Annotated in this window: 27 protein-coding genes and 1 pseudogene; 25 read left to right on the top strand and 3 right to left on the bottom strand. The window is 38.3% G+C overall.

What is annotated here, in order from left to right:
• Positions 1-111: 111 nt before the first annotated feature.
• From I6E85_RS08225 to I6E85_RS08210, 4 genes and pseudogenes are all read left to right on the top strand, one after another.
• Positions 112-456, top strand: coding sequence for a hypothetical protein (locus tag I6E85_RS08225; RefSeq protein ID WP_197236821.1), 345 nt, complete (start codon positions 112-114; stop codon positions 454-456).
• A gap of 26 nt (positions 457-482) precedes the next feature.
• Complete coding sequence (locus tag I6E85_RS08220) at positions 483-641, top strand: hypothetical protein (protein ID WP_007378675.1); 159 nt, start codon at positions 483-485, stop codon at positions 639-641.
• Positions 642-750: 109 nt separating this feature from the next.
• Positions 751-1,155: pseudogene (locus I6E85_RS08215) on the top strand (hypothetical protein).
• 138 nt (positions 1,156-1,293) lie between these two features.
• Entirely contained in the window at positions 1,294-2,058 is a 765-nt protein-coding gene (locus I6E85_RS08210) for a 2-keto-4-pentenoate hydratase (protein WP_197236820.1), read from the top strand.
• A 73-nt stretch (positions 2,059-2,131) separates the two neighbouring features.
• Here I6E85_RS08210 and I6E85_RS08205 read toward each other — a convergent pair whose 3' ends face one another.
• A complete protein-coding gene (locus tag I6E85_RS08205) occupies positions 2,132-2,995 on the bottom strand; it encodes a delta-class carbonic anhydrase (protein WP_197236819.1) in 864 nt (287 codons plus the stop codon).
• A 103-nt stretch (positions 2,996-3,098) separates the two neighbouring features.
• Positions 3,099-3,752 carry a DUF6058 family natural product biosynthesis protein gene (locus I6E85_RS08200; RefSeq protein ID WP_197236818.1) on the bottom strand — a complete coding sequence of 218 codons (654 nt, stop codon included), beginning with the start codon at positions 3,750-3,752 and terminating at the stop codon, positions 3,099-3,101.
• 172 nt (positions 3,753-3,924) lie between these two features.
• Between I6E85_RS08200 and dapA the strand changes: the two genes are divergently transcribed.
• From dapA to I6E85_RS08095, 21 genes are all read left to right on the top strand, one after another.
• Positions 3,925-4,842, top strand: a complete 918-nt coding sequence (dapA, locus tag I6E85_RS08195) for a 4-hydroxy-tetrahydrodipicolinate synthase (RefSeq protein WP_197236817.1) — start codon at positions 3,925-3,927, stop codon at positions 4,840-4,842.
• Positions 4,843-4,960: 118 nt separating this feature from the next.
• Positions 4,961-5,674 (top strand): beta-ketoacyl synthase chain length factor, encoded by a 714-nt coding sequence (locus tag I6E85_RS08190; protein WP_197236816.1) that lies wholly within the window; start codon positions 4,961-4,963, stop codon positions 5,672-5,674.
• Positions 5,667-6,449 (top strand): 1-acyl-sn-glycerol-3-phosphate acyltransferase, encoded by a 783-nt coding sequence (locus I6E85_RS08185; RefSeq protein WP_024591741.1) that lies wholly within the window; start codon positions 5,667-5,669, stop codon positions 6,447-6,449. Before I6E85_RS08190 ends, I6E85_RS08185 begins: the two co-directional genes overlap by 8 nt.
• On the top strand, positions 6,446-6,703 hold the full coding sequence (locus I6E85_RS08180) for a phosphopantetheine-binding protein (protein WP_007580830.1): 258 nt from the start codon (positions 6,446-6,448) through the stop codon (positions 6,701-6,703). Before I6E85_RS08185 ends, I6E85_RS08180 begins: the two co-directional genes overlap by 4 nt.
• A gap of 21 nt (positions 6,704-6,724) precedes the next feature.
• Entirely contained in the window at positions 6,725-6,970 is a 246-nt protein-coding gene (locus I6E85_RS08175; RefSeq protein WP_002958648.1) for an acyl carrier protein, read from the top strand.
• A gap of 4 nt (positions 6,971-6,974) precedes the next feature.
• A complete protein-coding gene (locus tag I6E85_RS08170) occupies positions 6,975-7,541 on the top strand; it encodes a hypothetical protein (protein WP_024591742.1) in 567 nt (188 codons plus the stop codon).
• On the top strand, positions 7,534-8,898 hold the full coding sequence (locus I6E85_RS08165) for an AMP-binding protein (RefSeq protein WP_197236815.1): 1,365 nt from the start codon (positions 7,534-7,536) through the stop codon (positions 8,896-8,898). Before I6E85_RS08170 ends, I6E85_RS08165 begins: the two co-directional genes overlap by 8 nt.
• Positions 8,882-9,247 (top strand): thioester dehydrase, encoded by a 366-nt coding sequence (locus I6E85_RS08160; protein ID WP_024591783.1) that lies wholly within the window; start codon positions 8,882-8,884, stop codon positions 9,245-9,247. The genes I6E85_RS08165 and I6E85_RS08160 overlap by 17 nt, the downstream gene beginning before the upstream one ends.
• Positions 9,240-9,989 (top strand): glycosyltransferase family 2 protein, encoded by a 750-nt coding sequence (locus tag I6E85_RS08155; RefSeq protein ID WP_024591744.1) that lies wholly within the window; start codon positions 9,240-9,242, stop codon positions 9,987-9,989. Before I6E85_RS08160 ends, I6E85_RS08155 begins: the two co-directional genes overlap by 8 nt.
• Entirely contained in the window at positions 9,979-10,947 is a 969-nt protein-coding gene (locus I6E85_RS08150; protein ID WP_101216995.1) for an acyltransferase, read from the top strand. Before I6E85_RS08155 ends, I6E85_RS08150 begins: the two co-directional genes overlap by 11 nt.
• Positions 10,940-12,484, top strand: coding sequence for a histidine ammonia-lyase (hutH, locus tag I6E85_RS08145; protein ID WP_008137191.1), 1,545 nt, complete (start codon positions 10,940-10,942; stop codon positions 12,482-12,484). The genes I6E85_RS08150 and hutH overlap by 8 nt, the downstream gene beginning before the upstream one ends.
• Positions 12,477-12,905: a thioesterase family protein gene (locus I6E85_RS08140; RefSeq protein ID WP_007580812.1), complete on the top strand. Its 429-nt coding sequence runs from the start codon at positions 12,477-12,479 to the stop codon at positions 12,903-12,905. Before hutH ends, I6E85_RS08140 begins: the two co-directional genes overlap by 8 nt.
• A 23-nt stretch (positions 12,906-12,928) precedes the next feature.
• On the top strand, positions 12,929-13,438 hold the full coding sequence (locus tag I6E85_RS08135) for an outer membrane lipoprotein carrier protein LolA (protein ID WP_197236814.1): 510 nt from the start codon (positions 12,929-12,931) through the stop codon (positions 13,436-13,438).
• Between the two features lie 46 nt (positions 13,439-13,484).
• A complete protein-coding gene (locus I6E85_RS08130) occupies positions 13,485-15,725 on the top strand; it encodes an MMPL family transporter (RefSeq protein WP_197236813.1) in 2,241 nt (746 codons plus the stop codon).
• A gap of 1 nt (position 15,726) precedes the next feature.
• Positions 15,727-16,965 (top strand): NAD(P)/FAD-dependent oxidoreductase, encoded by a 1,239-nt coding sequence (locus I6E85_RS08125; RefSeq protein WP_197236812.1) that lies wholly within the window; start codon positions 15,727-15,729, stop codon positions 16,963-16,965.
• Complete coding sequence (locus I6E85_RS08120; RefSeq protein WP_024591750.1) at positions 16,953-17,513, top strand: DUF3261 domain-containing protein; 561 nt, start codon at positions 16,953-16,955, stop codon at positions 17,511-17,513. The genes I6E85_RS08125 and I6E85_RS08120 overlap by 13 nt, the downstream gene beginning before the upstream one ends.
• Positions 17,510-18,679 (top strand): beta-ketoacyl-ACP synthase, encoded by a 1,170-nt coding sequence (locus I6E85_RS08115; protein WP_197236811.1) that lies wholly within the window; start codon positions 17,510-17,512, stop codon positions 18,677-18,679. The genes I6E85_RS08120 and I6E85_RS08115 overlap by 4 nt, the downstream gene beginning before the upstream one ends.
• Positions 18,672-19,127: a hotdog family protein gene (locus I6E85_RS08110; protein WP_165722742.1), complete on the top strand. Its 456-nt coding sequence runs from the start codon at positions 18,672-18,674 to the stop codon at positions 19,125-19,127. Before I6E85_RS08115 ends, I6E85_RS08110 begins: the two co-directional genes overlap by 8 nt.
• On the top strand, positions 19,124-19,849 hold the full coding sequence (gene fabG, locus I6E85_RS08105) for a 3-oxoacyl-ACP reductase FabG (RefSeq protein ID WP_007580797.1): 726 nt from the start codon (positions 19,124-19,126) through the stop codon (positions 19,847-19,849). Before I6E85_RS08110 ends, fabG begins: the two co-directional genes overlap by 4 nt.
• On the top strand, positions 19,849-21,078 hold the full coding sequence (locus I6E85_RS08100; RefSeq protein ID WP_165722772.1) for a beta-ketoacyl-ACP synthase: 1,230 nt from the start codon (positions 19,849-19,851) through the stop codon (positions 21,076-21,078). Before fabG ends, I6E85_RS08100 begins: the two co-directional genes overlap by 1 nt.
• Before the next feature lie 90 nt (positions 21,079-21,168).
• A complete protein-coding gene (locus I6E85_RS08095) occupies positions 21,169-22,473 on the top strand; it encodes a DEAD/DEAH box helicase (RefSeq protein ID WP_002958629.1) in 1,305 nt (434 codons plus the stop codon).
• A 31-nt stretch (positions 22,474-22,504) separates the two neighbouring features.
• On the opposite strand, the gene I6E85_RS08090 is transcribed toward I6E85_RS08095, so the two are convergent.
• Positions 22,505-24,004, bottom strand: coding sequence for an amidase family protein (locus I6E85_RS08090; protein WP_197236810.1), 1,500 nt, complete (start codon positions 24,002-24,004; stop codon positions 22,505-22,507).
• Positions 24,005-24,012 lie beyond the last annotated feature (8 nt).

Here is a 24,012-nt window from a genome sequence, read left to right as displayed (position 1 = left end):
AAAAAGCAGTTAGCTTATGAGCAACTGACCACTTAATCTAGCCAAAACAAGTTATGCACTTACAATTTGAATCTAGGGCCTTTAGCTGTATCAATTTATATGGAAATAATAATGAAAAAATTAATCGCAATAATAGCGTTGTTAGGCTTTGTCTCATTTGCACAAGCTAATGATAGTTTTGTAGTGAATGCCAAGTTTTATGATAATAAAAACTTAATTGGTTCACCTATTTTAGTAGTAAATTCAAACGAAGAGGCGTCAGTTTCAGTTGAAAATTCGTATAGTTTTGCTCTTACAGTAACGCCAATTGATGATTCTACTGTTAGTTTAGCAACTGACCTAAAACTAGGTGGAAAACATATGGCTCCCTCTTTAGTTGTTGAACTAGGCAAAGAAGCAAGTATCAATATTGATGGTAAAGAGCTTTCAGTTTTAGTAATAAAATCAAGCAGCTAACAAGTTAAAAATTAGGAGTGTAATTAATGAGAAACTCAAGAAATGAAATAGTAAAATATGGAGTCTCTTTTGGTACAGCCCTAGCAATTGCTATTTCATGGAGTGCTAACGAGTCTGTGTTATGGGCAATTTTGCATGGTTTTTTATCTTGGTTTTATGTTATTTGGCATGTAATTACGCGATAAGTGTTTTCGCGTGTGCACGGATTGATTATGTAGACCGCGGTCAATGTTAATAGTCGAGTAATTACCATTTAAAACGATTAAGTTAAAAATATAAAAGGAATAATTAATAATGAAAGGTGCGGGTGGAAGCTCTGGTGGTATTGGGCATTTTTTTATTGGTTTGATTATGATGTGCGGTGGCTTTTATATGCTGCTAAACGCAATTTCGGTGACCTCTAATTTTGGACTAAGTTCTCGCATTTATAGTGTTAATGCTTTAGGTGGCTTTGGCGTTACAGGCGGCATGGTTATGATCCCATTTATTTTTGGTGTGGGTCTGATTTTTTACAATTCTAAAAATATTTTAGGCTGGGTGCTATCTCTAGGTTCGTTAACCGCACTAATATTTGGCGTTATATAGAGTGTTCGATTTAGTATGCGAACTATGACGTCGTTTGATTTGATTGTTATTATAATTTTAGCGTTTGGTGGCTTAGGGCTGTTTTTACGTTCGCTTAAATCTATTGATACTTAAATAATTACCACGCTTTGTTTTAAATACAATTTTAATTATAGGCATTTAACATGATGTTCTAATGCCTAAGCTAATACATTAATAATATAACCCTTCCTATTTACTGCTTAACCAGTAACGTATTTTAAAGAGATTTATGTGAACAACTCAATACAGCTAAAACTAATTGCTACTCACTTATTAGCACAAAGAGAAGAAAACCCAGCGCGTTCAAACTTTCCTAAAGAGTTAGTACTAGACTCGACTGACGATGCAATAGAAGTACAAAAGTTGATGATTTATTTAAATGAGCAAACTATATATGGCTGGAAGTGTATGCTGCCTTTAGATGATGGCTCAATTATATTAGCGCCTCTTTTACATGCACCTATAAAACAAGCTGAAAATTGCCCACTGTATACAACAAACAACAAAGCGCTGATAGAACCTGAAATTGCATTTATTTTGCAAAGCGATTTACCAAGTGATAAAACCTATACAAATGAAGACGTAGATACTGCATTTGCCAGCGCCCATTTAGCACTTGAGCTTATTCAAAAAAGGTTTGATGAAGACACTCCAAGCACTCACATTGAAAAGCTGGCCGATGGCCTATCTAATCAAGGCGTGTATTTAGGCCCGCAAATAGATAAAGCCAAAGCGTATAACGCAAGTACTGTAAATATCAACGTTAAGCAAACTGAGCTGGAGTTAAACTTGGCAGGTGTGCACCCTGCAGAGCTTGCGCAGCTTCCACTTTATTGGGCGGTTAATTACTTATCAGCAAAGGGAATTAATTTAAAAGCAGGGCAAGTGTTTATAACTGGTTCTTACTGTGGTGTTGTTGAGCTTAATACCAATGAGCAAACATGTATTACATATGAAGATTTAAATACATTTAATGTGACATTTTTATCCCATTAAGCGTAATACTCATTTTAACGGTCATAATAAAACAACCCACTAATTAGCGGGTTGTTTTTTATTTGGCTAAATTTTAATTATTGATTTTAGAGAGTAATGCAGGATTTATTACGAGATTTCGTACGCCGTGAGCATGATCTTCATTAAAGGTGTTACTTTCACACCATTTGCCAACACTGTTTATATCAACCTTTGCTACTTTTGGTTTAACTGACCATGTTACTTGAAAAGGAGAGCCTGTCTCGTTGTAACTAGGACCAGTAGTTGAACCGCTATAAACAACCGGTTTACCCGTATTTATAGGTGTAGCAATAGCTTGATAGTAACCATTAACAGATGACACGGTGCTTATTTCAGCAAAATCAAGTGCGTTAGCATCGTTTACTAATACATATACTTGGGCTTCAACACGTAGTTGCGGATTTTTAATCGAATCACTTAAACAGCTACCCAAGGTAGGGCCTGGTTTTACAATTGCTGACGTATGAACGTTATGAACCTCAATGGTATCGCCAACTAAAAGCGCGCCGTGATCGCTTGGACAAATTTCAATTTTTGCTGGTTTACTTTCACTTTTAGTTAAAGAGCCTGAATATAAGTAGCCACTTTTAAAGCCTTTTCCATTACCATTTCCGGCATATTTACTAAACTCGCCACCGGCATGTTCAGCATTTTTATGAAAGTGTATATTACATAAGTTCATATTTGATGAAGTTGGGGCATGAGAGAAAACTACGGTGTTTTCGCCTTTATAATTATCAATATTGCGTGGAGATTGTGGGCCAAAGCCTTTATTCGCAGTGTTTTTAGCAAGTGCTGCACGCTGCATTTTTATTATGTCGTCATTTGCTATTTCGTGGTTAGCTTTAGCTAGCGTATTAAAAGATAGGATAGTGATTACAGCAGAAATTACACTTATTTTTGTTTTGATTGTCATTGAGTCAGTGCCTTTAAATCATGTTTTACGTAACAATTAAGTTAACAGATCTTGTTTTTCGTAAAATAATCCTAAAATGATAAATAATCAAACTATTGCAAAACTATTTTATAGATAAGTCGTATTTTAAAATAAGTGCATCTATATAGCGGGTGCGTAATGTGTGTTGTTTTTCATGATCGGCGCCATGCCCTAATGCTTTGTTTAAAAGCTTCATGGCGGGGTGCAGTAGCGCTCTTTCTTCTTGGTTTAAGCTCGCTTTACTGCGCAGTTCTGTAATGTCGTCAACTAATAGCCTGCCAATATCTACCGAGACTATTTCGTCTATTAATCCATTTTGAGTAAGCACGCCGTACTTACTGCATAAAAACTGTTGCCAAATTTGCTGCAAGTGCTCGTCTATTTCGCAGCCAAATAGCTCTTCGCTAAACGTAAATCCTTGCTGAGCGAGTTTAGTTAGGCTTGCAGTATATTGCTGTGCAAAATAATTAAAAGCATGGCTTGATGATTCTATTTTTTGTTTTAAAAGACCTTGACCCCAATTAACACAGCCGCGCGGGTAATAGTCGTCATACTCTTCGCATTCATACAAACCTGAATATGAGCTGCAGCTAAGTTGACTTTTAATACAATAGCTTGGTTTGGGGAAAACGCTGCGCTCTTGCCACGCTAAAAGCATGTCTGCATCTATATTTAATGCTTGGCATAGTTCATCGGTATTATAAAAATGAGTTGCTAAGTAGTCAGATAAACGCATAAAGCCTCTGGTATTGTTAAAATAAAAAGCACTGTTTATATATACAGTGATTCATTTTGTATTACCAAACTCAATAACACAAGAGATTTTATAATTAAATGTAGGCTTACACCTCCAAAAATATCGGCAAGTATGTTACAAATGGCGCAAGTTTTATAAATAATGAATTTTTATGCGCACCCTAGAGCAAATTAAACAAGCAAGCCTTATTACAGCGATTAAAACGCCATACTTAGCAGATGGTGAAATAGACCTAGCAAAATACGATGAACTCGTTGAAATACAAATTGCAGCGGGCGTTGATGGGATTGTAGTAGGTGGTACAACAGGCGAAGGCCAGTTAATGAACTGGGAAGAGCATTTAATGCTTATAGCGCACAGTGCAAACAAGTACGGTGACAAACTGGTTATTGTTGGTAATACCGGTAGTAACAACACGCGTGAAGCGATTAAAGCAACTAAATATGGCTTTGCCAGCGGTATGGATGCAGCACTGCAAATTAATCCGTATTACGGACGTACGTCAATTGCGGGTGTTAAAGAGCACTTTAAGCGCGTACTTGATATTGGACCTGCCTTTATTTACAACGTAGCAGGGCGAACAGGTCAAGACCTAACACCTGATATTATTGAGCCACTCGCTAAACATGAATATTTTATTGGTGTAAAAGAGTGTGGCGGTAATGAACGTATTGCCCATTATGAACAACAAGGTATTGCATGTTGGTCGGGTAACGATGACGAAAGTCATGATGCGCGCCACACACATAAAGCGCACGGTGTTATTTCGGTTACTTCTAACCTTATACCTGGTTTGTTCCGTCAGTTAATGGATACTAAAAATGATGAGTTAAATACATCATTACAACCATTAATGAACTGGTTGTTCTGTGAACCAAACCCCATTGCTATTAATACCGCGTTGATGATGACAGGTGCAGTAAACCCTGTATTTAGATTACCGTATTTACCGCTTAGTGATGAGCAGCAAGCTCAAGGCGAAGTATTAATTAATGAGTTGAATAACAACGATGTTGTTGGCGGCACAGCTAAGTGTATAAAGCAGGACGATATAGCCCTCCTTTCCTAGCAATATGAGCAAGCACTGAACAAAGTGTTAGTTCAGTGCTTTTTGTTAATGATTATTTACTTCTATTGCTAAAATCGGTAAAATTCCTTCCCTTATATCTTATAAAATATGCAGAGCTGTGAAATTTGTTGTTGAAGAACTCGCTATATGGATAAAGCCCGAACAGCGACAAATAAAAGAGAGTAATTGGTTTGATTCCTCTGTATTAAATCTTAGTTGGGTGCCTGCTATGCAGCGACGCCGAATGACTTCCTTTATTAAAATGGCACTCTTTAGTGCTCATCAAGTAAGCACTCAAGGTAACTACGTTAATTTACCGAGTGTTTTTTCTTCTCGCCACGGTGATTTTCACAAAACGTCTAACTTACTTATTGATGTAGTAAATGATCAGCCACTGTCGCCCACTGGTTTTGGGTTAAGTGTGCATAATGCCGCATCGGGACTTTTTGGGATAATACAGGGTAATACAAGTGCTACAAATGCTATTGCTGCAGGAGCCGAAAGCTTTATTTATGCACTCGTAGATGGCTTTGTAAGACTTGCTGATAACGATCAGCAACACATGTTAATAGTTCATACCGATGAGACTCTCCCCGATATTTACGCTCAGTACGCCGATGAACAGCAAATAGCACACTCTATTGGTTTAATAATAAGAGCGCCGCAAAAAGGCGAACCCCATTTTAGTTTAAACAAAGTATTTAATACGGGCATGGAAAAAAGCGACTTACCAATGAGTATTCAATGCGCTAAAGCTTTGTGTGAGCGAAGCAATACATTACTTGTTCATAACACGCTTGAGCACGATTGGCAGCTTACATACCATGCTTAAAAATGTACAAAGGCTATGTGGGTTGATTTGGCGGACTATTGCTACTGCATTTTGCTTTTCAGTTTTTGGAATGGGTGGTTTAGTATTAGCCTTTATTGTTTTTCCTGCTCAGCGCCTATTTCAAAGTGACTCAGTTAAACAAAAGATTAAGGCTCGAAAAACAGTACATTACAGCTTCAAATTGTTTGTTAGTTTAATGCATGTAACGGGCGTTATTCGATTTCATGTTAACGATAAAGCAAAAATTGAAGGCTTAAAAGGGCAACTGATATTAGCAAACCATCCTTCTTTAATTGATGTTGTTGTCTTAATTTCGGTAGTAAAAAATGCAGATTGCGTAGTAAAGGCGCATTTATTTAAAAATCCTTTTATGCGCGGCGTTATTAAAAGCACCGGCTATATAAGTAATGACGATCCGCAGGAGCTATTACGAGAGTGCGAGCGCAGTTTGCAAAAGGGTAATAACTTAATTGTATTTCCTGAAGGGACACGGACAGAGCCTCACAAAACATTAAAGTTTAAACGAGGCGCTGCAAATATTGCAATTAGATGTCATGCGCCCATTACTACTTTTTTAATTAAAATGAAGCCAAACACTTTAACCAAGGGCACACCTTGGTATAAGGTCGCGCCATATCAGGCGCATTTTACAATGGGGCTTGCGAGCCAGCAGTTTAATTGTGCAACGTACGACAGCGATATGCCTGCGATGCAATCACGCCAATTGACTAAAGATTTACAACATTATTTTACACAAGAGCTAAAAAATATATGAGCGAATTAAAAGAACAAATAAAACAACTGATTATCTCAAGCCTTGACCTTGAAGACATGACCACTGCTGACATACAAGATGATGACGCTTTATTTGTAGATGGCCTAGGACTAGACAGCATAGATGCATTAGAGCTTGGTCTTGCGATAAAGAAGCAATTTGATGTGAAAATAGATGCAAACTCTGATCAAACTAAAGCGCACTTTGCCTCAGTTAATTCTTTAGCAAAATTTATTGAACAAGCACGTTCTTAATATATAAAAGTAGGAAGAAAGATGAAAACCGCTGCTGAAATTTATGATGTATTACACGGCATTTTAGAAAACGAATTTGAAATAGACCCAGAAGATATTAGCTTAGAGGCTAACCTGTACCAAGATCTTGATTTAGACAGTATTGATGCAGTTGACTTAGTTGTGAAATTAAGAGAAATCACAGGTAAAAAAATTGAGCCTGATGCCTTTAAACTTGTGCGCACAGTGCAAGACATAGTCACCGAAATAGAAAAGTTAGTTAACTAATACTATGTTAAAAGCAGTTTTAACAACGTTAATTATGATTTGCTTGGCTTGCTACCCTATTATTGTGTACGTAGGCCTTACGCGTTTTAATAGTCAGATTATTACAGTATTACTGCTATTTTTACTCGGGCTTAGACTTTGGTTAAGCAGAGCCTTGTTTGATAAAATGCCGTGGTTAAAGCCCGCTACATTTTTAGCTGCCATTACTATTTTGATTTCCAAGGTAATGGATAGCGATTTAGGGCTGCGTTTGTATCCCGTAATCATTAATTTAGTCATGTTAGTTGTGTTTGCGTATTCTTTGTATAAAGGGCCTTCTATTATTGAAACCTTTGCGCGCATTACTGAGCCCTCACTTGATGAAAACGGTGTAATTTATACAAAAAAAGTAACGCTAGTGTGGTGTGTTTTTTTTGTATTAAACGGTGGCATTGCCCTGTACACCAGTATTTTTAGTAGCCTAGAAACCTGGGCTTTTTATAATGGTTTTATTGCTTACTTAGCTATGGGCACATTGTTTGCTATAGAGTGGCTAGTCAGACAAAAAGTAAAAAGGAACGCCGGTGTTTAATGCTTTTCAAAGTAATGCGATAAGAACATGTTTTAATCATACTGATAATGATATTTCGGAGCGTCAGTTTGTTAGTGATATAAACGAAGTTTTAGCAAAGCTATCAACGTTAAATGCTAAATCATCGGTTGTTTTATACACCACAGACACCTACAAATTTGCCGTGTACTTATTTGCTTTGGCACTACACGGAAACACAGTGATTTTGCCGCCTAATGGGCAACCTGCAACGTTAAACTCCTTGCTTAAACAAACACCTTTTTTTATTGGTGAGTCTGAATTAGTAGCCGATTTAGAGGCTGATTTTTTAGATATAGGAACCTTAGTCAATCAACCTCACTTTGTATCTATTGAAACAATTAAATGGCCTCAAGAAGGCACAATTGTTTTTTACACGTCGGGCTCGTCGGGTAAAGCAAAGCCAATTGTAAAAACGTGGCAGGTAATAAATAAAGAATTAAGTACATTAATTAATAGCTACGCACTGATTGATAATCCTATTTTTATAGCGAGTGTTTCGCATCAGCATATATACGGCTTATTGTTTAGATTGTTGTGGCCATTACGTGCAGGAAAGGTTGTAAATACAGAGCTATTGCATTATCCAGAACATATAGCTACAAAGCTCAAGTTATTTAAAAAAGTAGTGTTTGTTTCAAGCCCAGCGCAGTTAAAACGGTTATGTATTGATAATGTTTTAGTGGATGATAAGTCTCATTTACAATGGATTTTCTCATCAGGTGGACCGCTATTAAACGAAGATGCTGTATCGTTGTTTACGCAATTAAATAAACCAGTTACACAAGTTTTTGGTAGTACCGAAACCGGTGGTATTGCATATCGACAAGTTACTTCACTTGAAAAGGTTAGCCTTTGGCAGCCTTTTTCGGGTATTAAAGTACGGGCTTTGGACGATCAGTGTTTAATTTTAAACTCACCGCTCGTTCGCGACAAAAATTACCCTTTAGATGATAGAGGCGAAGTACTTAAAAATGGTCAATTTAGATTATTAGGCCGATTCGATCGAATTATAAAATTAGAAGAAAAACGATTAAGTTTAGATGAACTAGAACAACATTTGTGTACTAGTGAGTGGGTAAGTGAAGCTAAAGTAATCGCCTTGCCTGGTGAGCGGTTAATTGTAGGCGCTATTGTTGTGCTTACGCATAAAGGGCAGATATTTTTTAATGGTGACGGTAAGTTAGCTACAAATAATTTATTAAAAGCGCATGCATTAGCGCGCTTTGAGCGAATTTGTATCCCTAAAAAGTGGCGTTTTGTAGATCAATTACCATACAACTCACAGGCAAAGTTAAATTTAAAAGCATTGGAGAGTCTTTTTGCAAAAGTTGACTAAAACACAGCCTGATTTACTGTCTTGTGAAAAAGCAGAGCAAAAGTATAAATTAAGCTTACTAGTTCCTCATGATTTAGATTATTTCAAAGGACATTTTACGGATGGCCCAATACTCGCAGGTGTTGTGCAATTAGACTGGGCTGTGGCTGCAATTTGCAAACATTATAATGTTCAGCAACCTGTTAAAAATGTTGAAGTATTAAAATTTCAGGTAGTGATTACCCCAGGTATAACAATCGAATTATTGCTAGAGCAAAAAGCAGAGAATAAATATACCTTTTCGTATAATTCAAACAAAGGACAGCATGCATCTGGCCGTGTTATTTTTGATAGCCTGATAAATGAATAACTTTTGTATTGTTATCCCAAATTATAATCACATTACGGTTATTGATGATGTACTGAGCCAATTATCGTCATTTAATCTTCCTATTATTATGGTTGATGACGCAAGCAACGTCGAAGCTAAAAATGTGTTTAGTAAGCTTGATGCAAAACACGCGCAGTTGAGTGTAGTTACCCACGACGATAATCAAGGCAAAGGCGGCGCGGTACAAACCGGCTTAAAGCAAGCATATAAGCTAGGTTTTTCGCATGCGATACAGGTTGATGCTGATGGTCAGCATGACTTATCTGATATTAAAAAACTAATAGCGCTTTCAAACGCTCAGCCTAAAGCGCTTATAAGCTGTTGCCCAATATATGACGATTCAGTGCCTAAACACCGTTATTTAGCACGTTATTTAACGCATGTTTGGGTATGGATTGAAACGTTAAGTTTTACAATTGTAGATTCGATGTGTGGCTTTAGAGTGTATCCGCTTGAGCAAAGTACAAAGCTAATTGATGAGGTATCGCTTGGAAAACGCATGGATTTTGACCCCGAAATTTTAGTGCGTTTATATTGGCGCAATGTGCCTTTTGTATTTTTACCTAGCCAAGTAATTTACCCCGAAAATGGGCTTTCTCATTTTCAGCCATTACACGATAACGTGCGTATTTCGTGGTTACACACCCGCTTGTTTTTTGGAATGTTGATTCGCTCTCCTGTGTTAATTTGGCATAAATTAAAGAGGCGTTATGGCCGCTAAACACTGGTCTAAAATGCAAGAGCGCGGTAATTTCTTAGGTATTCAAATACTGTTATTTGCTCATAAATTACTGGGTAGAAAAGGGCTGTGGATTGTTTTGTTTCCTGTGGTTTTTTATCTTTTTTTAACAGGAAAAGTAGCGCGTGTAGCATCTAAAGCGTTTTTAGCGCAGGTTAATGTTTACCAAGGCTGCAAACAACCTGTTACGTTTAAAATGCAATTAACGCACTTTTGCAGTTTTGCAGATAGCGCATTAGATAAAATTGATGCTTGGCTTGGGCGAATAACCCAACGTGATATTAAATACACTAATGAGCATTTATTTGCTGAGCTAGATGAGCAAAATCAAGGGGCTATTTTTATAGGTTCTCACTTGGGTAATTTAGAGGTGTGCAGGGCACTTAGCCAGCACCGCAGCAGTAAAAAAATAAATGTACTGGTGTTTACCCATCACGCTGTTGAATTTAATAAAATGCTTAAAAAGATTAACCCAGATGTGTCGGTTAATTTAATACAAGTGACTGATATGGGGCCTGACTTAGCTATTTTACTAAAAGAAAAAGTAGAGCAGGGAGAAATAATCGTTATTGTTGGCGACAGAACAAGCACAACAACGGCTTCTCGGTCGGTACAGGTACCATTTTTAGGCAAAAATGCCCCATTTTCACAGGGGCCTTTTATATTAGCCGCGCTGCTTGATTGCCCTGTTTACTTTTTGTTTTGTTTAAAAGATAAAAAAAGCAAAAAGTATCAAGTGATATTTGAACATTACAGCCAATCATTAAAAATGCCTCGACGAGAGCGACAGCAGGCGCTAACACTTATTATTACTGACTATGCACAGCGTTTGAGTTATTACGCAGCTTTATATCCTTATCAGTGGTTTAATTTTTACGATTTTTGGAAAAGTGATCAGCAGGTAGTGCGCGATCAATCAATGGAGAACAAGTGTGACTGAACAAAATATACAGCTTTTTGGCAATCAGCGATTATCAATTGAAGATATTGTTCGAGTTGCCTTTAATGAAACACAAGTGCAATTAAATAGCTGTGAAACTTTTAGCGTTAAAATTAATAGCGCTTTGCGTTTTTTAGACACACTTTTAAAAGAAGATGGCGTGATTTACGGCGTTACTACTGGTTACGGTGATTCTGTAACGGTGGCTGTACCCCTTGATTTAGTTGATGAACTACCTCTGCATTTAACTCGCTTTCACGGCTGTGGACTCGGGGATGTATTTAATAAAGTGCAAGGGCGTGCAATTTTAGCGACCCGCTTAACATCACTTTCACAGGGCTACTCTGGTATTAGCTGGGAAATGCTGCACCTACTTAAAGATTACTTAAATAACGATATAGTGCCTGTGATCCCACAAGAAGGGTCAGTAGGTGCCAGTGGCGATTTAACCCCGTTATCTTACGTTGCAGGTGCGATGGTAGGCGAGCGTGATGTGTTTTACAAAGACCAAGTACGTAACAGTGCAGAAGTTATGAAAGAAGTTGGCTTAGAGCCACTAACACTAAGGCCAAAAGAAGGTCTTGCGGTTATGAATGGCACAGCGGTAATGACTGCATTAGCGTGTTTAGCGTTTGATAGGGCTAATTACTTAGCTAAACTGGCAAGCCGTATTACTGCATTATCAAGCTTAGCGCTTAAAGGAAATAGCCATCATTTTGATGAGATATTATTTTCAGTTAAGCCACATCCTGGGCAGCAACAAATTGCTCGTTGGATAAGAGAAGATTTAAACCATCACGATCACCCTCGTAATGCAGACAGACTTCAAGATAGGTATTCAATCCGTTGTGCACCCCATGTTATTGGTGTTCTGCAAGACAGTCTGCCGTTTTTTAGGCACATGATAGAAAACGAGCTTAATTCAGCAAACGATAACCCAATAATTGACGGCCAAGGTGAACATGTATTACACGGCGGGCATTTTTACGGAGGCCACATTGCAATGGCAATGGATAGCATGAAAACAGCCGTTGCAAACCTTGCTGATTTAGCCGACAGACAAATCGCTTCTTTGGTTGATACTAAGTACAACAATGGGCTACCTTCAAACTTGTCTGATAGCGCACCAGAGCGCCGTTATATTAATCATGGTTTTAAAGCGGTTCAAATTGGCTGTAGTGCTTACACAGCAGAGGCATTAAAACTAACCATGCCGGCCAGCGTTTTTTCTCGCTCTACGGAGTGTCATAATCAAGATAAAGTGAGTATGGGGACTATTGCGTCTCGCGATTGTTTACGTATTTTACAGCTAACAGAACAAGTGTTAGCAAGTACGTTATTAGCAAGTATTCAAGGTGTTAGATTGCGTATAAAACAAGGCGATCTTGAGTTTTCGACTTTAACGCAAGATATGCAAAACATGTATACCGATATAACTGATTACTTTGAAAACCTCACTGAGGATAGACCAATGGAAGCCGTGCTAAGGCAAACAATAGGGTATATTCAAACTAAACGTTGGGCGTTGTATGAATAGTAAAGGTGCATTATTAACGCATGTTGTAGAAATTGAAATTCCATTTCATGACTGCGATCCAATGAATGTTGTATGGCATGGTAACTACCCACGTTACTTAGAAGTAGCGCGCTGCGAGTTACTGCGTTTATTTGATTATGATTACCCACAAATGCATGAATCGGGCTACGCGTGGCCTATTGTTGATATGCAAATAAAGTATGTCGCCTCAGCGGTATTTACTCAAAAAATTAAAGTAGCGGCTTATTTAAAAGAATACGAGAATAGACTACGGATTGATTACGTAATCACTGACTCGCTAACTAATAAGCGCCTTACTAAAGCCTCAACCACGCAAGTTGCGGTTGAGGTTAGCTCCAAAGAAATGCAATTTGAATCACCCGCTATTTTATTTAATAAGTTAAAAGCGGTTTTGAATTAAATTTTTATTTTATAGGCGATTAAATGAATTTTTTAAAATGTTTTACATTGAGCATAGCCATTAGCTTTTTACTGTTTTGCTCTGTAGTAAATGCAGCAGTTATTAAAGGTGAGTTTAAGCAATATAAGCAATTTAATGGATTTGCTAAGCCTTTTATTTCGTCGGGTGTTTTTTCGTTAATTGATGAAAAGCTCATTTGGCAAGTGAAAATGCCTGTTGAGAGTATGCTCATAATAGAAAACGGCAAAGTGCTTGCACAAAATGCCAATGGTGAGTTAATACCACAACCCGGTAGCGAGCAATTTGTAGGATTACTGAGTGACTTACTTAGCGTAAATATGAGTGCGCTGGAAACACGTTTTGATATTGCTAAAATGCAAGACAGTTGCACACAGTTAACACCAAAAGAAGCGATGCTACAGCAATTATTTAGTGATTTTATTTTATGTGAAACTGCTAAGCAAGTGAGCAGTATTACACTAAATGAGCACTCAGGAAATAACACAAAAATTGAGTTTACTTATTCCAAATAAAATTATGTTTTTAAATAATGCAGTGGTTAATTAAGGGAATAGTGCAGTGACAAAACGAATTACCGTTATTGTAGGGTGGTTTAGCAGTTTAATTTTACTTTTTGCTGCAGCTTTTTGGCTGTCTAAACCAACGTTTAGCGCCGATATGTTTAGCTTATTGCCAAAATCGCATTCCCAAATTGCACATGCGGAAGATGTTTTTTTTCAGCAAAATGCTAATCGTATTATGTTCTCGATTGCAGGAAGTAATAAAAATAAAGCATTTGATGATTTCCAAAAATGGCTCGGCGATAATGCAATTAAAAGCACATTTAACTTTCCGTCCATTAACGATTTAGCGCAAACATTCTCACCTTTCAAACATGCGTTATTAAGTGATACTTACAAGCAAATATTAAGCAAAAAAACAACGTTTGAACATTATTACCTTGAGCAAATAAATCAGTTAGGCAACCCATTTGTAAGTGCTACCTTAAGCAAAGATACAAGTTTGAGCTTAGCGGCCTTTATAGAAGATAACTTAAAACAAAGCCAATTGTTTACGCTTGAACAAGGTCGTTTAACTCGACGTTTGAATGGCGTTGAATACCGTGTCATTTTGGCAAACTTAGCGCCCGAAAATTTAGGGGTTAATAAATCAATTGATTTAGCTGGCGCGATAATTAAACAGATCAATATACTTAATAAAACCTACCCTGATTTAAGCATTACTTACTCTGGTGTGCTATTTCATACGGCTGAAAATGCTAAACAAGCTAAATACGAGATGAGCCTGTTTGGTGGCATTAGCTTATTAGCTCTTATTGCTATGGTATTTTGGGTATTTAGGCGTTTAAACAGTATTTTATTAGCAAGCTTTACCGTACTGAGCGCACTTATTGGTGGCGCTATCGCTATGGTGTTTCTGTTTAATACTATTCATTTATTAACGCTTGTTTTTGCAGTTACCTTGATTGGTATTGCCATTGATTATGCATTTCATGGTATGACTGATTTAGCCAAAAAAGAGCATGAAAAAGGCTACAGCAAAGGGACACAATCTGCGCTTTTATTGTCTCTTATTACGACTATGTTGGGTTATTGCTGCTTACTAGGTGCGCCACTAACGTTATTATCTCAAGTTGGTGTGTTTGTTATTGCGGGTTTAGTGAGTGCTTGGCTATTTACAGTTTTAGTTTTGCCATTGTGGCAATCTACACTCACGTTATCGCCTTCGAGTTTATTGATGAGTCAAAAGCTCATTAAGGTTTTTTTATACTGCAATAGTTTAAAAAAACCAATACTCATTACGTTATTAGTCCTTATAAGTGCGTTATTTTTGATAAAACCTATTAGCTTTAATGACGATGTAAAGCTATTAAATGCAAGCTCCGAACATTTAATGCTAAACGAAAAAAAGCATTTGTTATTACTTGGGCAATGGGATAGCCAAATTGTTTTTATGTTTGCAGATAGCGACGAAGCGCTATTACAAAAGCAAGAACAGTTTTTAAAACGCTTAACCCAACTAAACCCTAATTTTAAACATAATAGCATTAGCCATTGGTTGCCTAGTTTACAAAAGCAGAGGGATAACCAAGCCTTGTTTGAACAGGCTAAAAACAAAGGGACTTTGGATATTGCAGAGCGCATTACAGGGCAAGCGTTAGTAAGTACAAAGGCACCGTTATTAACTTATGAAACACTCGCCACGAGTACATTTAAACCATTACTGCTTTCTCAAATGGTTGTTGAGTCAGAACAATCGATAACGTGGGTGTCTATTTCGGGTATTTCATCTGATCAACTAATTAATGAGGTTGAAAAAAACAATGGAATTTACCTTTATAATAAACCTAAACAAATTAGTGCTTTATTAAGTGATTACCGTGAATATTTACTATTAAGCCTAGTGCTTGCGGGTTTTATTAGTTGGCTGCTTTTTAGTTGGCGATTTACGATTAAGATAGCGCTGCTGCAGGTGACCATTTTATCTGTTGTGGTGTTGAGCATGCTTTGGGTATGTAATGCGATTCAAGGTAGCTTGTCGTTATTTAATTTACTCGGTGCGTTACTTGTTATTGCCTTAGCAATTGATTACCTCGTTTTTTATCAAATAAATAAGTTAGAGCCCAAAAATGTGTTAGCGATTAGCTTATCGGCTGCGTCATCAATGTGGGTATTTGGCATGTTGAGTGCATCTGATACACCCGCTATTTTTAGCTTTGGGCTGAGTGTAATGGTAGGGATTTTAGCTATTTACTTTTTATCACCGCTGAGTGTTTTAAAGCCTCAAAAGGAACAATAATTTGAATAACCTTGAGCAGTACGATGTTGTTGTTATTGGCGCTGGGCCTTCGGGTGCATTGGCTAGTAGTCTTTTAGTTCAAAAGGGATGGCGGGTACTGGTACTTGAACAGCAGGCGTTTCCACGTTTTTCAATTGGTGAAAGCTTACTGCCGCAATGTATGGCGTACTTAGAAGACGCGGGCTTAATCGATACATTACATGACAATGCAGCGGCTTTAGGTTTTCAGTTTAAAGATGGCGCTGCTTTTCATCGGGCAGGGCAAAATACAACTATAAACTTCACCGAAAAATTTACTAAAGGCCCAGGCACTACGTATCAAGTGAAAAGAGCCGACTTTGACAAATTATTAGCAGACAAAGCACAAGGGCAAGGCGTAGAAATCAGATATAAGCACACGGTGGTTGACTACTGTGATGAGCCAAATGGTGCATCATTAGTGGTACACAATGAGCAGCAGCAAGCTTATCGCGTTAATGCCCGATTTGTATTGGACGCAAGTGGCTTTGGGCGTGTATTACCAAAATTGTTAGATTTAGAGCTTCCTTCTAACTTTCCTGTTCGAAGCGCTTATTTTAGTCACTTTAAAGACAATATTAGTGATACAAGCTTCGATCGAAATAAAATTTTGATTACCGTACACCCTCAATATTCAGACGTGTGGTATTGGCTTATTCCCTTTAGTGATGGTACTGCGAGTATTGGGGTTGTGGCGCAGTCAGAGCGTTTTAATGATGATGAATCTAGCGATTTACTAAATCAATTTATAGAGCAAGACCCTTATTTAAAAACACTGTTAGCACAGCGTGAGTTATTAACTCCAGCAAAAGATATAAAAGGCTACTCGGCAAATGTGAGTAAGTTATATGGTAAGCACTTTGCTTTATTGGGTAATGCGGGGGAATTTTTAGACCCGGTATTTTCATCAGGTGTAACAATTGCACTCAAATCTGCAAATTTAATTGCCCCACTTGTTGATCGCTATTTAAAAAACGAAGTCGTCGATTTTGACGCTCACTACGCACAGCCATTACAAGCTGGGGTCGATTGTTTTAGAACATTTGTAACAGGGTGGTACGATACGCGTTTTCAGGATGTGATATTTTACTCTGAACAAAATACTCAGGTGCGAGGAATGATTAGTGCTATTTTAGCGGGTTACGCATGGGATACAAATAACCCATTTGTTGCACAAAGTGAACGCCGTTTAAATGTGTTGGCTCAGTTATGTCAAAATTAATTAAGTATGTGGTGTGTAGTGTATTTATATTTGCTGTATTGAGCGCATGTACGAGTTTTACAGCATCTAAAAATAGAGTGTATCTATCACCTAATATTCAATTAAATATTAATAGTGTGCCAGCACAAATGTTTGATAAGTCTTGGCAGCATGTTTTGTATATTACGAATCAGCAAAACACACACACTGTATTTGCCCAATTAGCTATAAATGACAAAGGTGCAATTAAGTTATTGTTAATGACAGTGCAAGGCTTTCCGATTATGGAGCTTGAAAAACCTTTAAATGGCCCAGTAAAAACACGAAATATGCTGGCGGTAGAAGGGATAGACCCTCATTATATTTTAGCGGATATTGCATTAGTACATTGGCCAGTAGCATTTTTACAAAAGCAGTTAGAGGGTGCTTTAATAGAGCAGGTTGGCTCTAATCGGGAAGTATTTAACGATGAAGGTACATTTATCACCATTGACTATAGTGATGAGTCGACAACGTTGAACAATATTTTACATCAGTATCAAATAACATTTAAAAAGGTAGAACAGTGACATATTGGCTGAATGATTTAGGCATTGTGAGTGCGATGGGCATAGGCCAAGATGCAACCACAACAAGCTTAAATAAATATAACCCTGCAACTCCTTTATTAACTTTAAATAAAAGTTTAAGTGCTGAGCAAACTCCGCTGTATGTCGGGCAAGTTCAGTCTATTGCTTTATCAAATAATAAACGTATCAATACATTTATTGATCTAGCTTTAGAGCAGATTAAGCCAACCTTAGATAAACTTTCGCATATTGATAAGTCGCGTATCGCAATTGTAATGGGTACTAGTACATCAGGTATTCATGATGGCGAAAGAGCGCGTAAAAACTATGAAAGTACAAAACTCTGGCCTGATGACTTTAGTTACAGTGATCAAGAGTTAGCTACACCCGCTCATTATATTGCACATAAAATAGGGGCTCTAGGGCCTTGTTACAGTATTTCTACTGCGTGCACGTCGAGTAGCAAAGCGTTAATTAGCGCCCGAGCTTTGCTAAATGCTGATTTAGCCGATGTGGTAATTTGTGGTGGTGCGGATAGTTTGTGCCAATTAACAATTAATGGCTTTGACTCGCTCGCTTCTTTAAGCTCGGGTTTATGCCAGCCTTTTTCTAGCACCAGAGACGGCATTAATATTGGTGAAGGGGCCGCTTTATTTGTAATGACTAAAAATAAGCCAATAACAAATAACGGCGTTATGTTACTAGGCAGTGGCGAAAGCTCAGATGCGCATCATATGTCAGCCCCCGATCCTAATGGGATGGGCGCCCAAGCCTCAATGGAAAAAGCACTAAAAAGCGCAAAGTTATCCTGTGGTGATATTGATTATATTAACGCTCACGGTACGGCTACTGTAAAAAATGACGAAATGGAAGCACTTGCAATTAATCGCGTGTTTGGCAACAATACCCCGCTTAGCTCAAGTAAGCATTTAACAGGGCATACTCTTGGTGCTGCAGGCGCCATTGAAGCCGGTATATGTTGGTTATTATTAAAAGATAGCGGCCAACATATGCTGCCGTATAACGTGATTAAAGAAGGCAGTGATTTGGCTGATATAAAAATAATAAAACAAGCGTTTAAGCCCGCTCTTAAATATTGCTTATCTAATTCATTTGCGTTTGGCGGTAATAATGCCAGCTTAATATTGGGAGTTAACGTTGACTAATTACCCTATAGAGCAAGTAGTCCCGCATGATGCGCCTATGATTTTAATAGATAGCCTTTTAACACACAGCGAAGATGAAGCTCAATGCGGCGTTACTATCACTGAGCAAAGCCCTTTTTTTAGTCCTGCAATTAACGGCGTACCTAGCTATATTGGTGTTGAGTACATGGCGCAGTCTATTGCCGCTTACGCTGGTGCGTTAGCGAATGATGAAAATAAACCTGTAAAAATTGGTTTTTTAATTGGCACGCGAAAATATCAAACTTATCAACCGTGTTTTAAAAACGGCAGTAAGCTGACTATTGAAGTGAAAAAGCTATATCAAGAAGAGTCAGGTTTAAGTGTATTTGAATGCCAAATACTCGCGTGTGAAACTCTACTTTGCCAAGCAAAAATTAATGTATTTCAGCCTGAAAACCCGTTGGAATTTATAAGAGAAAATCAATGACAAAAAGAATTTTAGTTACGGGTTCAAGCCGTGGTATTGGTAAAGCTATTGCGTTAAAACTTGCTGAGCAAGGGTTTGATATTGCAGTACATTGCAGAGCGGGTGTTGAGCAAGCTCAAGCAACATGCGATGAAATTAATGCATTAGGTAGAGCCACCAGTTTATTACAATTTGATGTATGCGACAGAGAGCAGGCCAAAGCACAAATAATAGAAGATATAGCTCAGCATGGCGCTTATTATGGTGTGGTGTGTAATGCAGGTATTACTAACGATATGGCATTTCCTGCTATGCAAGGGGAAGACTGGGATTGTGTAATACGTACAGGCCTTGATGGGTTTTATAATGTAGTACACCCAACTGTAATGCCTATGGTACAAAGCCGTAAAGGTGGGCGAATAATTACAATGTCATCGGTGTCAGGTATTGCAGGTAACCGAGGGCAAGTAAATTATAGTGCAGCAAAAGCCGGTATTATTGGGGCCACTAAAGCACTTGCATTAGAATTGGCAAAACGCAAAATCACAGTTAATTGTGTGGCACCTGGTTTAATAGAAACCGCGATGACTGATGAATTACCTATTGATGAAATGATGAAAATGATACCCCTTAAACGCATGGGGAGCGTTAAAGAAGTTGCGGGAACAGTCGCTTTTTTAATGTCTGATGATGCAGCTTACATAACACGCCAAGTGATTTCGGTTAATGGTGGCATGGTTTGATTAAACGCGTTGTTGTAACAGGGATGTCGGTGGTCACTGCATTGGGCGATGATTGGTCTGAATTCAAACAAGCCTTAATTAAAGGCGAAAATGCTGTTGTTACTATGCCAGAGTGGGATATAGCTGACGACCTCAATACTCGTTTAGCCGCGCCAGTTAAACACTTTGAGCGACCAAGTCATTACAAACGAAAACAAATCCGTTCAATGGGGCGAGTGTCACTTATGTCAACTCGTGCTACTGAATGCGCACTTGAACAAGCCAAACTACTCGAGCACGAAAGTCTAACAGATGGCTCTACGGGCATAGCGTATGGCTCATCTACGGGCTCTACTGAGCCACTACTCGCCTTTGCAAATATGATGGAAACGGGGTCGATGTCAGGTGTAACAGCCACGAGTTACATTAAAATGATGGCGCATACTGCCCCTGTAAATGTTGGTGTGTTTTTTGGTTTAAAAGGGCGTGTTATAACAACAAGCTCTGCTTGTACATCGGGATCTCAAGGAATAGGCTACGCCTATGAAGCGATTAAGTTTGGCCGACAAAAAATAATGGTGGCTGGTGGAGCTGAAGAGTTATGCATTACTGAAGCCGCCGTATTTGATACGCTTTATGCAACATCTACAAAAAATGAAACACCAAAACAAACACCAAGACCTTTTGATAAAAATCGCGATGGCTTAGTGATAGGCGAAGGCGCGGGTACACTTATTTTAGAAGAATACGAACATGCAAAAGCGCGCGGAGCAACAATATTAGCTGAGGTGGTTGGTTTTGGTTGTAATTCTGATGGACAGCACGTTACTCAACCAACATCAAAAACAATGCAACTAGCGATAGAAATGGCACTGCAAGATGCCAATTTAGAACCAGAAAAAATTGGTTACGTTAATGCTCATGGTACATCAACAGATAAAGGTGATATTGCCGAGTCTCACGCAACGTTTAAAGCATTGGGCAGCAAACCTATTAGCTCGTTAAAAAGTTATTTGGGGCATACATTAGGTGCTTGTGGTGCAATAGAAGCATGGGCAAGCATTAATATGATGGCAGATAACTGGTTTGCACCAACAATTAATTTAGATAACGTTGATGACGAATGTGCTCAGCTTGATTACATAAGGCATCAAGGGCGTGAGATTAATACCGATTACGTGATGAGTAATAACTTTGCGTTTGGTGGTATTAACACCTCTTTAATATTTAAACGCTATAAAGTAGATTAAACACGTTAAAAGATAAGTTATAACTAACTGTTAGCTCGTTTTTACTGTATAATTTGCGACCCTTGATAATGTGGCCGTAGGTTATACAGCATGAATTTTAAATCTTTTAGTTTCGCTCCTGAAATCATCCAGGCGTTGGACGAACTTAACTATCACACCCTTACGCCCATTCAGCGCGCAGCAATTCCTGCTGTTCGTAAAGGTAAAGACGTTTTAGCCAGTGCACAAACTGGTACCGGCAAAACTGCCGCGTTTGCTTTACCTATCATCCAAAAATTGGTTGAGTCTGAACTCAGCACAACTAATGCACCTCATGCATTAGTACTTGCTCCAACGCGTGAACTTGCAGAACAAATTGCAAATAATTTTAGAGATTTTGCAAAGCATACATCACTTAAAGTCGTTAGCTTATTTGGTGGTGTTAGCACTGCCGGCCAAGCAAATGCTTTAAAAGAAGGTGTAGATATTGTTGTTGCAACGCCAGGTCGTTTATTTGATCATATTCGTTTAGGTAACTTAAGCCTTGCAAGTGTTAAGCACCTTGTTCTTGATGAAGCTGACCGTATGCTTGATATGGGCTTTATTGAAGATATGCAAAACGTTATTAAAAGCTGTGCAGAAGAGCGCCAGATTTTACTTTTCTCTGCTACATTCCCTGCAGCAATTAAACAATTTGCATCTAAAGTATTGAAACAAGCTGAAATAGTCCGTGTTGATCAAACTAACAGTACAGCAAGCACCGTTGAGCATGTTGTTTACCCAGTTGAAGAACGTCGTAAGCAAGAGCTACTTTCTGAATTGATTGGTAAGAAAAACTGGCAACAAGTGCTTGTCTTCGTAAACATGAAAGAAACAGCTGACGAGCTTGTTAAAGAGCTTAACCTTGATGGTATTCCGGCAGGCGTTTGCCACGGTGATAAATCTCAAGGTAACCGTCGTCGTGCTTTACGTGAATTTAAAGAAGGCAAGGTACGCGTATTAGTGGCTACAGAAGTCGCTGCTCGTGGTATTGATATTGATGGCTTACCTCGTGTAATTAATATTGATTTACCATGGCTTGCAGAAGATTACGTTCACCGTATTGGCCGCACAGGTCGTGCTGGTCGCCAAGGTCAAGCAATCTCATTTGTTAGCCGTGAAGAAGAAAACACTTTGTTTGAAATTGAAACGCTAATCGGCCAAAAAATCAAACGTGTATATTTAGAAGGTTATGAAGTAAGTAACCGTGAAGTACTAATTGATAAAATTGGTAAAAAACCAGCGCATTTACGCCGTACACGTTCTAACAAGTTATCAGGACAAGCAACCGGTGAAGCGAGAGCAGTAAATCGCTCACGTATTTCAAGCGTTCGTAAAAGCTTAAAAGGCGAAAAACTGTCACTTAAAAAGTCATAGTTAACGCCGTTTAGTTTAAAAAAACCTGAGTTTACTCAGGTTTTTTTGTGCCTGGTGATAACACCTCATCAATAATATTTGCGTATAAATAAGCCGCTTGCTCGTCCTCTTTATTTGCTATTATGGACAAACCAACAGGTAAACCACTTACTTTTCCGACCGATAGGGTTATGTGCGTTGTGCCTGCAATAGCAGATAACGAACTACTACTGCCATTAAAATTATCACCATTAACTAAGTCTGTTTTCCAGGCGGGGGATACTGTAGGCGCTATAACAATATCAAGCTTGTTGTTTTTATATACATTAACAATGGCTGTCGTTGCTAAAGTGCGATAGCGTTCTTTAGTCTCCTGGTATTTTTGTTTGTTAGTTAAATCAATAGCCTGCGATTGAACTAGGATGTCTTGCTCAAAGTGGGGCATTTCTGTTTTTTTATTTTGAATATTAAAATTAATAAGTGCTTTTAGGCTTTTAACAGCCACTTGTGTTGGAGTGTTTGCGAGGTAATGATTAATTTCGGCTTTGAAGTCGTAAAGTAAAATATAGTATTCATCAGCAAATAGCGTATCTAAGTTATCAGTAATATCTACATTAATAACAGTATGCCCAGCCTGTTGTAATGCTTGTAACTGCTTGGCATAAAGGCGCTGCGTTTCAACTGTAAATTTGTCGCTAGGCAGTGCACCAATAATAAGTGACGATTTTGATTTTATATTACCTGTTTTTAATTCAAACCCTGTAGTTGTTGCATCAAGGGAGTCCTCACCTTGCAAAACTGATAAAACCAGCAGCGAATCTTTAAGTGAATGCGCCATCGGCCCTACTGAATCTTGGCTACTTGAAAGAGGCACAACACCTGAGCGTGATACTTGGCCCATACTCGGTTTTATTGCATAAACTCCATTTACTGAGGCTGGGCACGTAATTGAACCGTCTGTTTCAGTCCCTAATGCTATGGGCGCAAAGTTAAGTGCTACCGCAACTGCAGAACCTGCGCTAGAACCACATGGATTACGTGTTACATCGTGCGCATTATGTGTTTGTCCGCCTACGGCACTCCAGCCTGAAGATGAATAGGATGAACGAAAATTTGCCCACTCACTTAAATTAGCTTTACCTAAAATTATAGCGCCCGCATTACGTAGTTGTTTAACAACAAAAGCATCATTATCAGTAACGTTATTTTTAAGTGCTAAAGAGCCAGCCGTTGTGGGAAGTGTGCCTTTAGTTTCTATATTATCTTTAAGAAGTACAGGTATGCCGTGTAACGGACCTGCCCACGTGCCTTTGGCGGCAAGTTCATCTAACGTTTTAGCTTGAGCAATAGCTGTAGGCTCTAAACTAATAACCGCATTATAGTGTGGATTAAGTTTATTAATTCGGTCTATATAATTTTGGGTGAGTTGCTGTGCATTAATAGAATTATTTTTATATGCACTGTGAATTTCATCGATGGTTTTTAGCTCTTGTGCTTTAGCGTTAAAAATTGCTAATACACTAAGCAACGAAAAGGTAAATGTTTTGATCATTGTTGAGG

It is taken from the genome of Pseudoalteromonas sp. NZS71, assembly GCF_015864715.1.
GTDB classification, from domain to species: Bacteria; Pseudomonadota; Gammaproteobacteria; order Enterobacterales; family Alteromonadaceae; genus Pseudoalteromonas; species Pseudoalteromonas arctica.
This window is presented reverse-complemented; position numbering and strand designations above follow the sequence as displayed.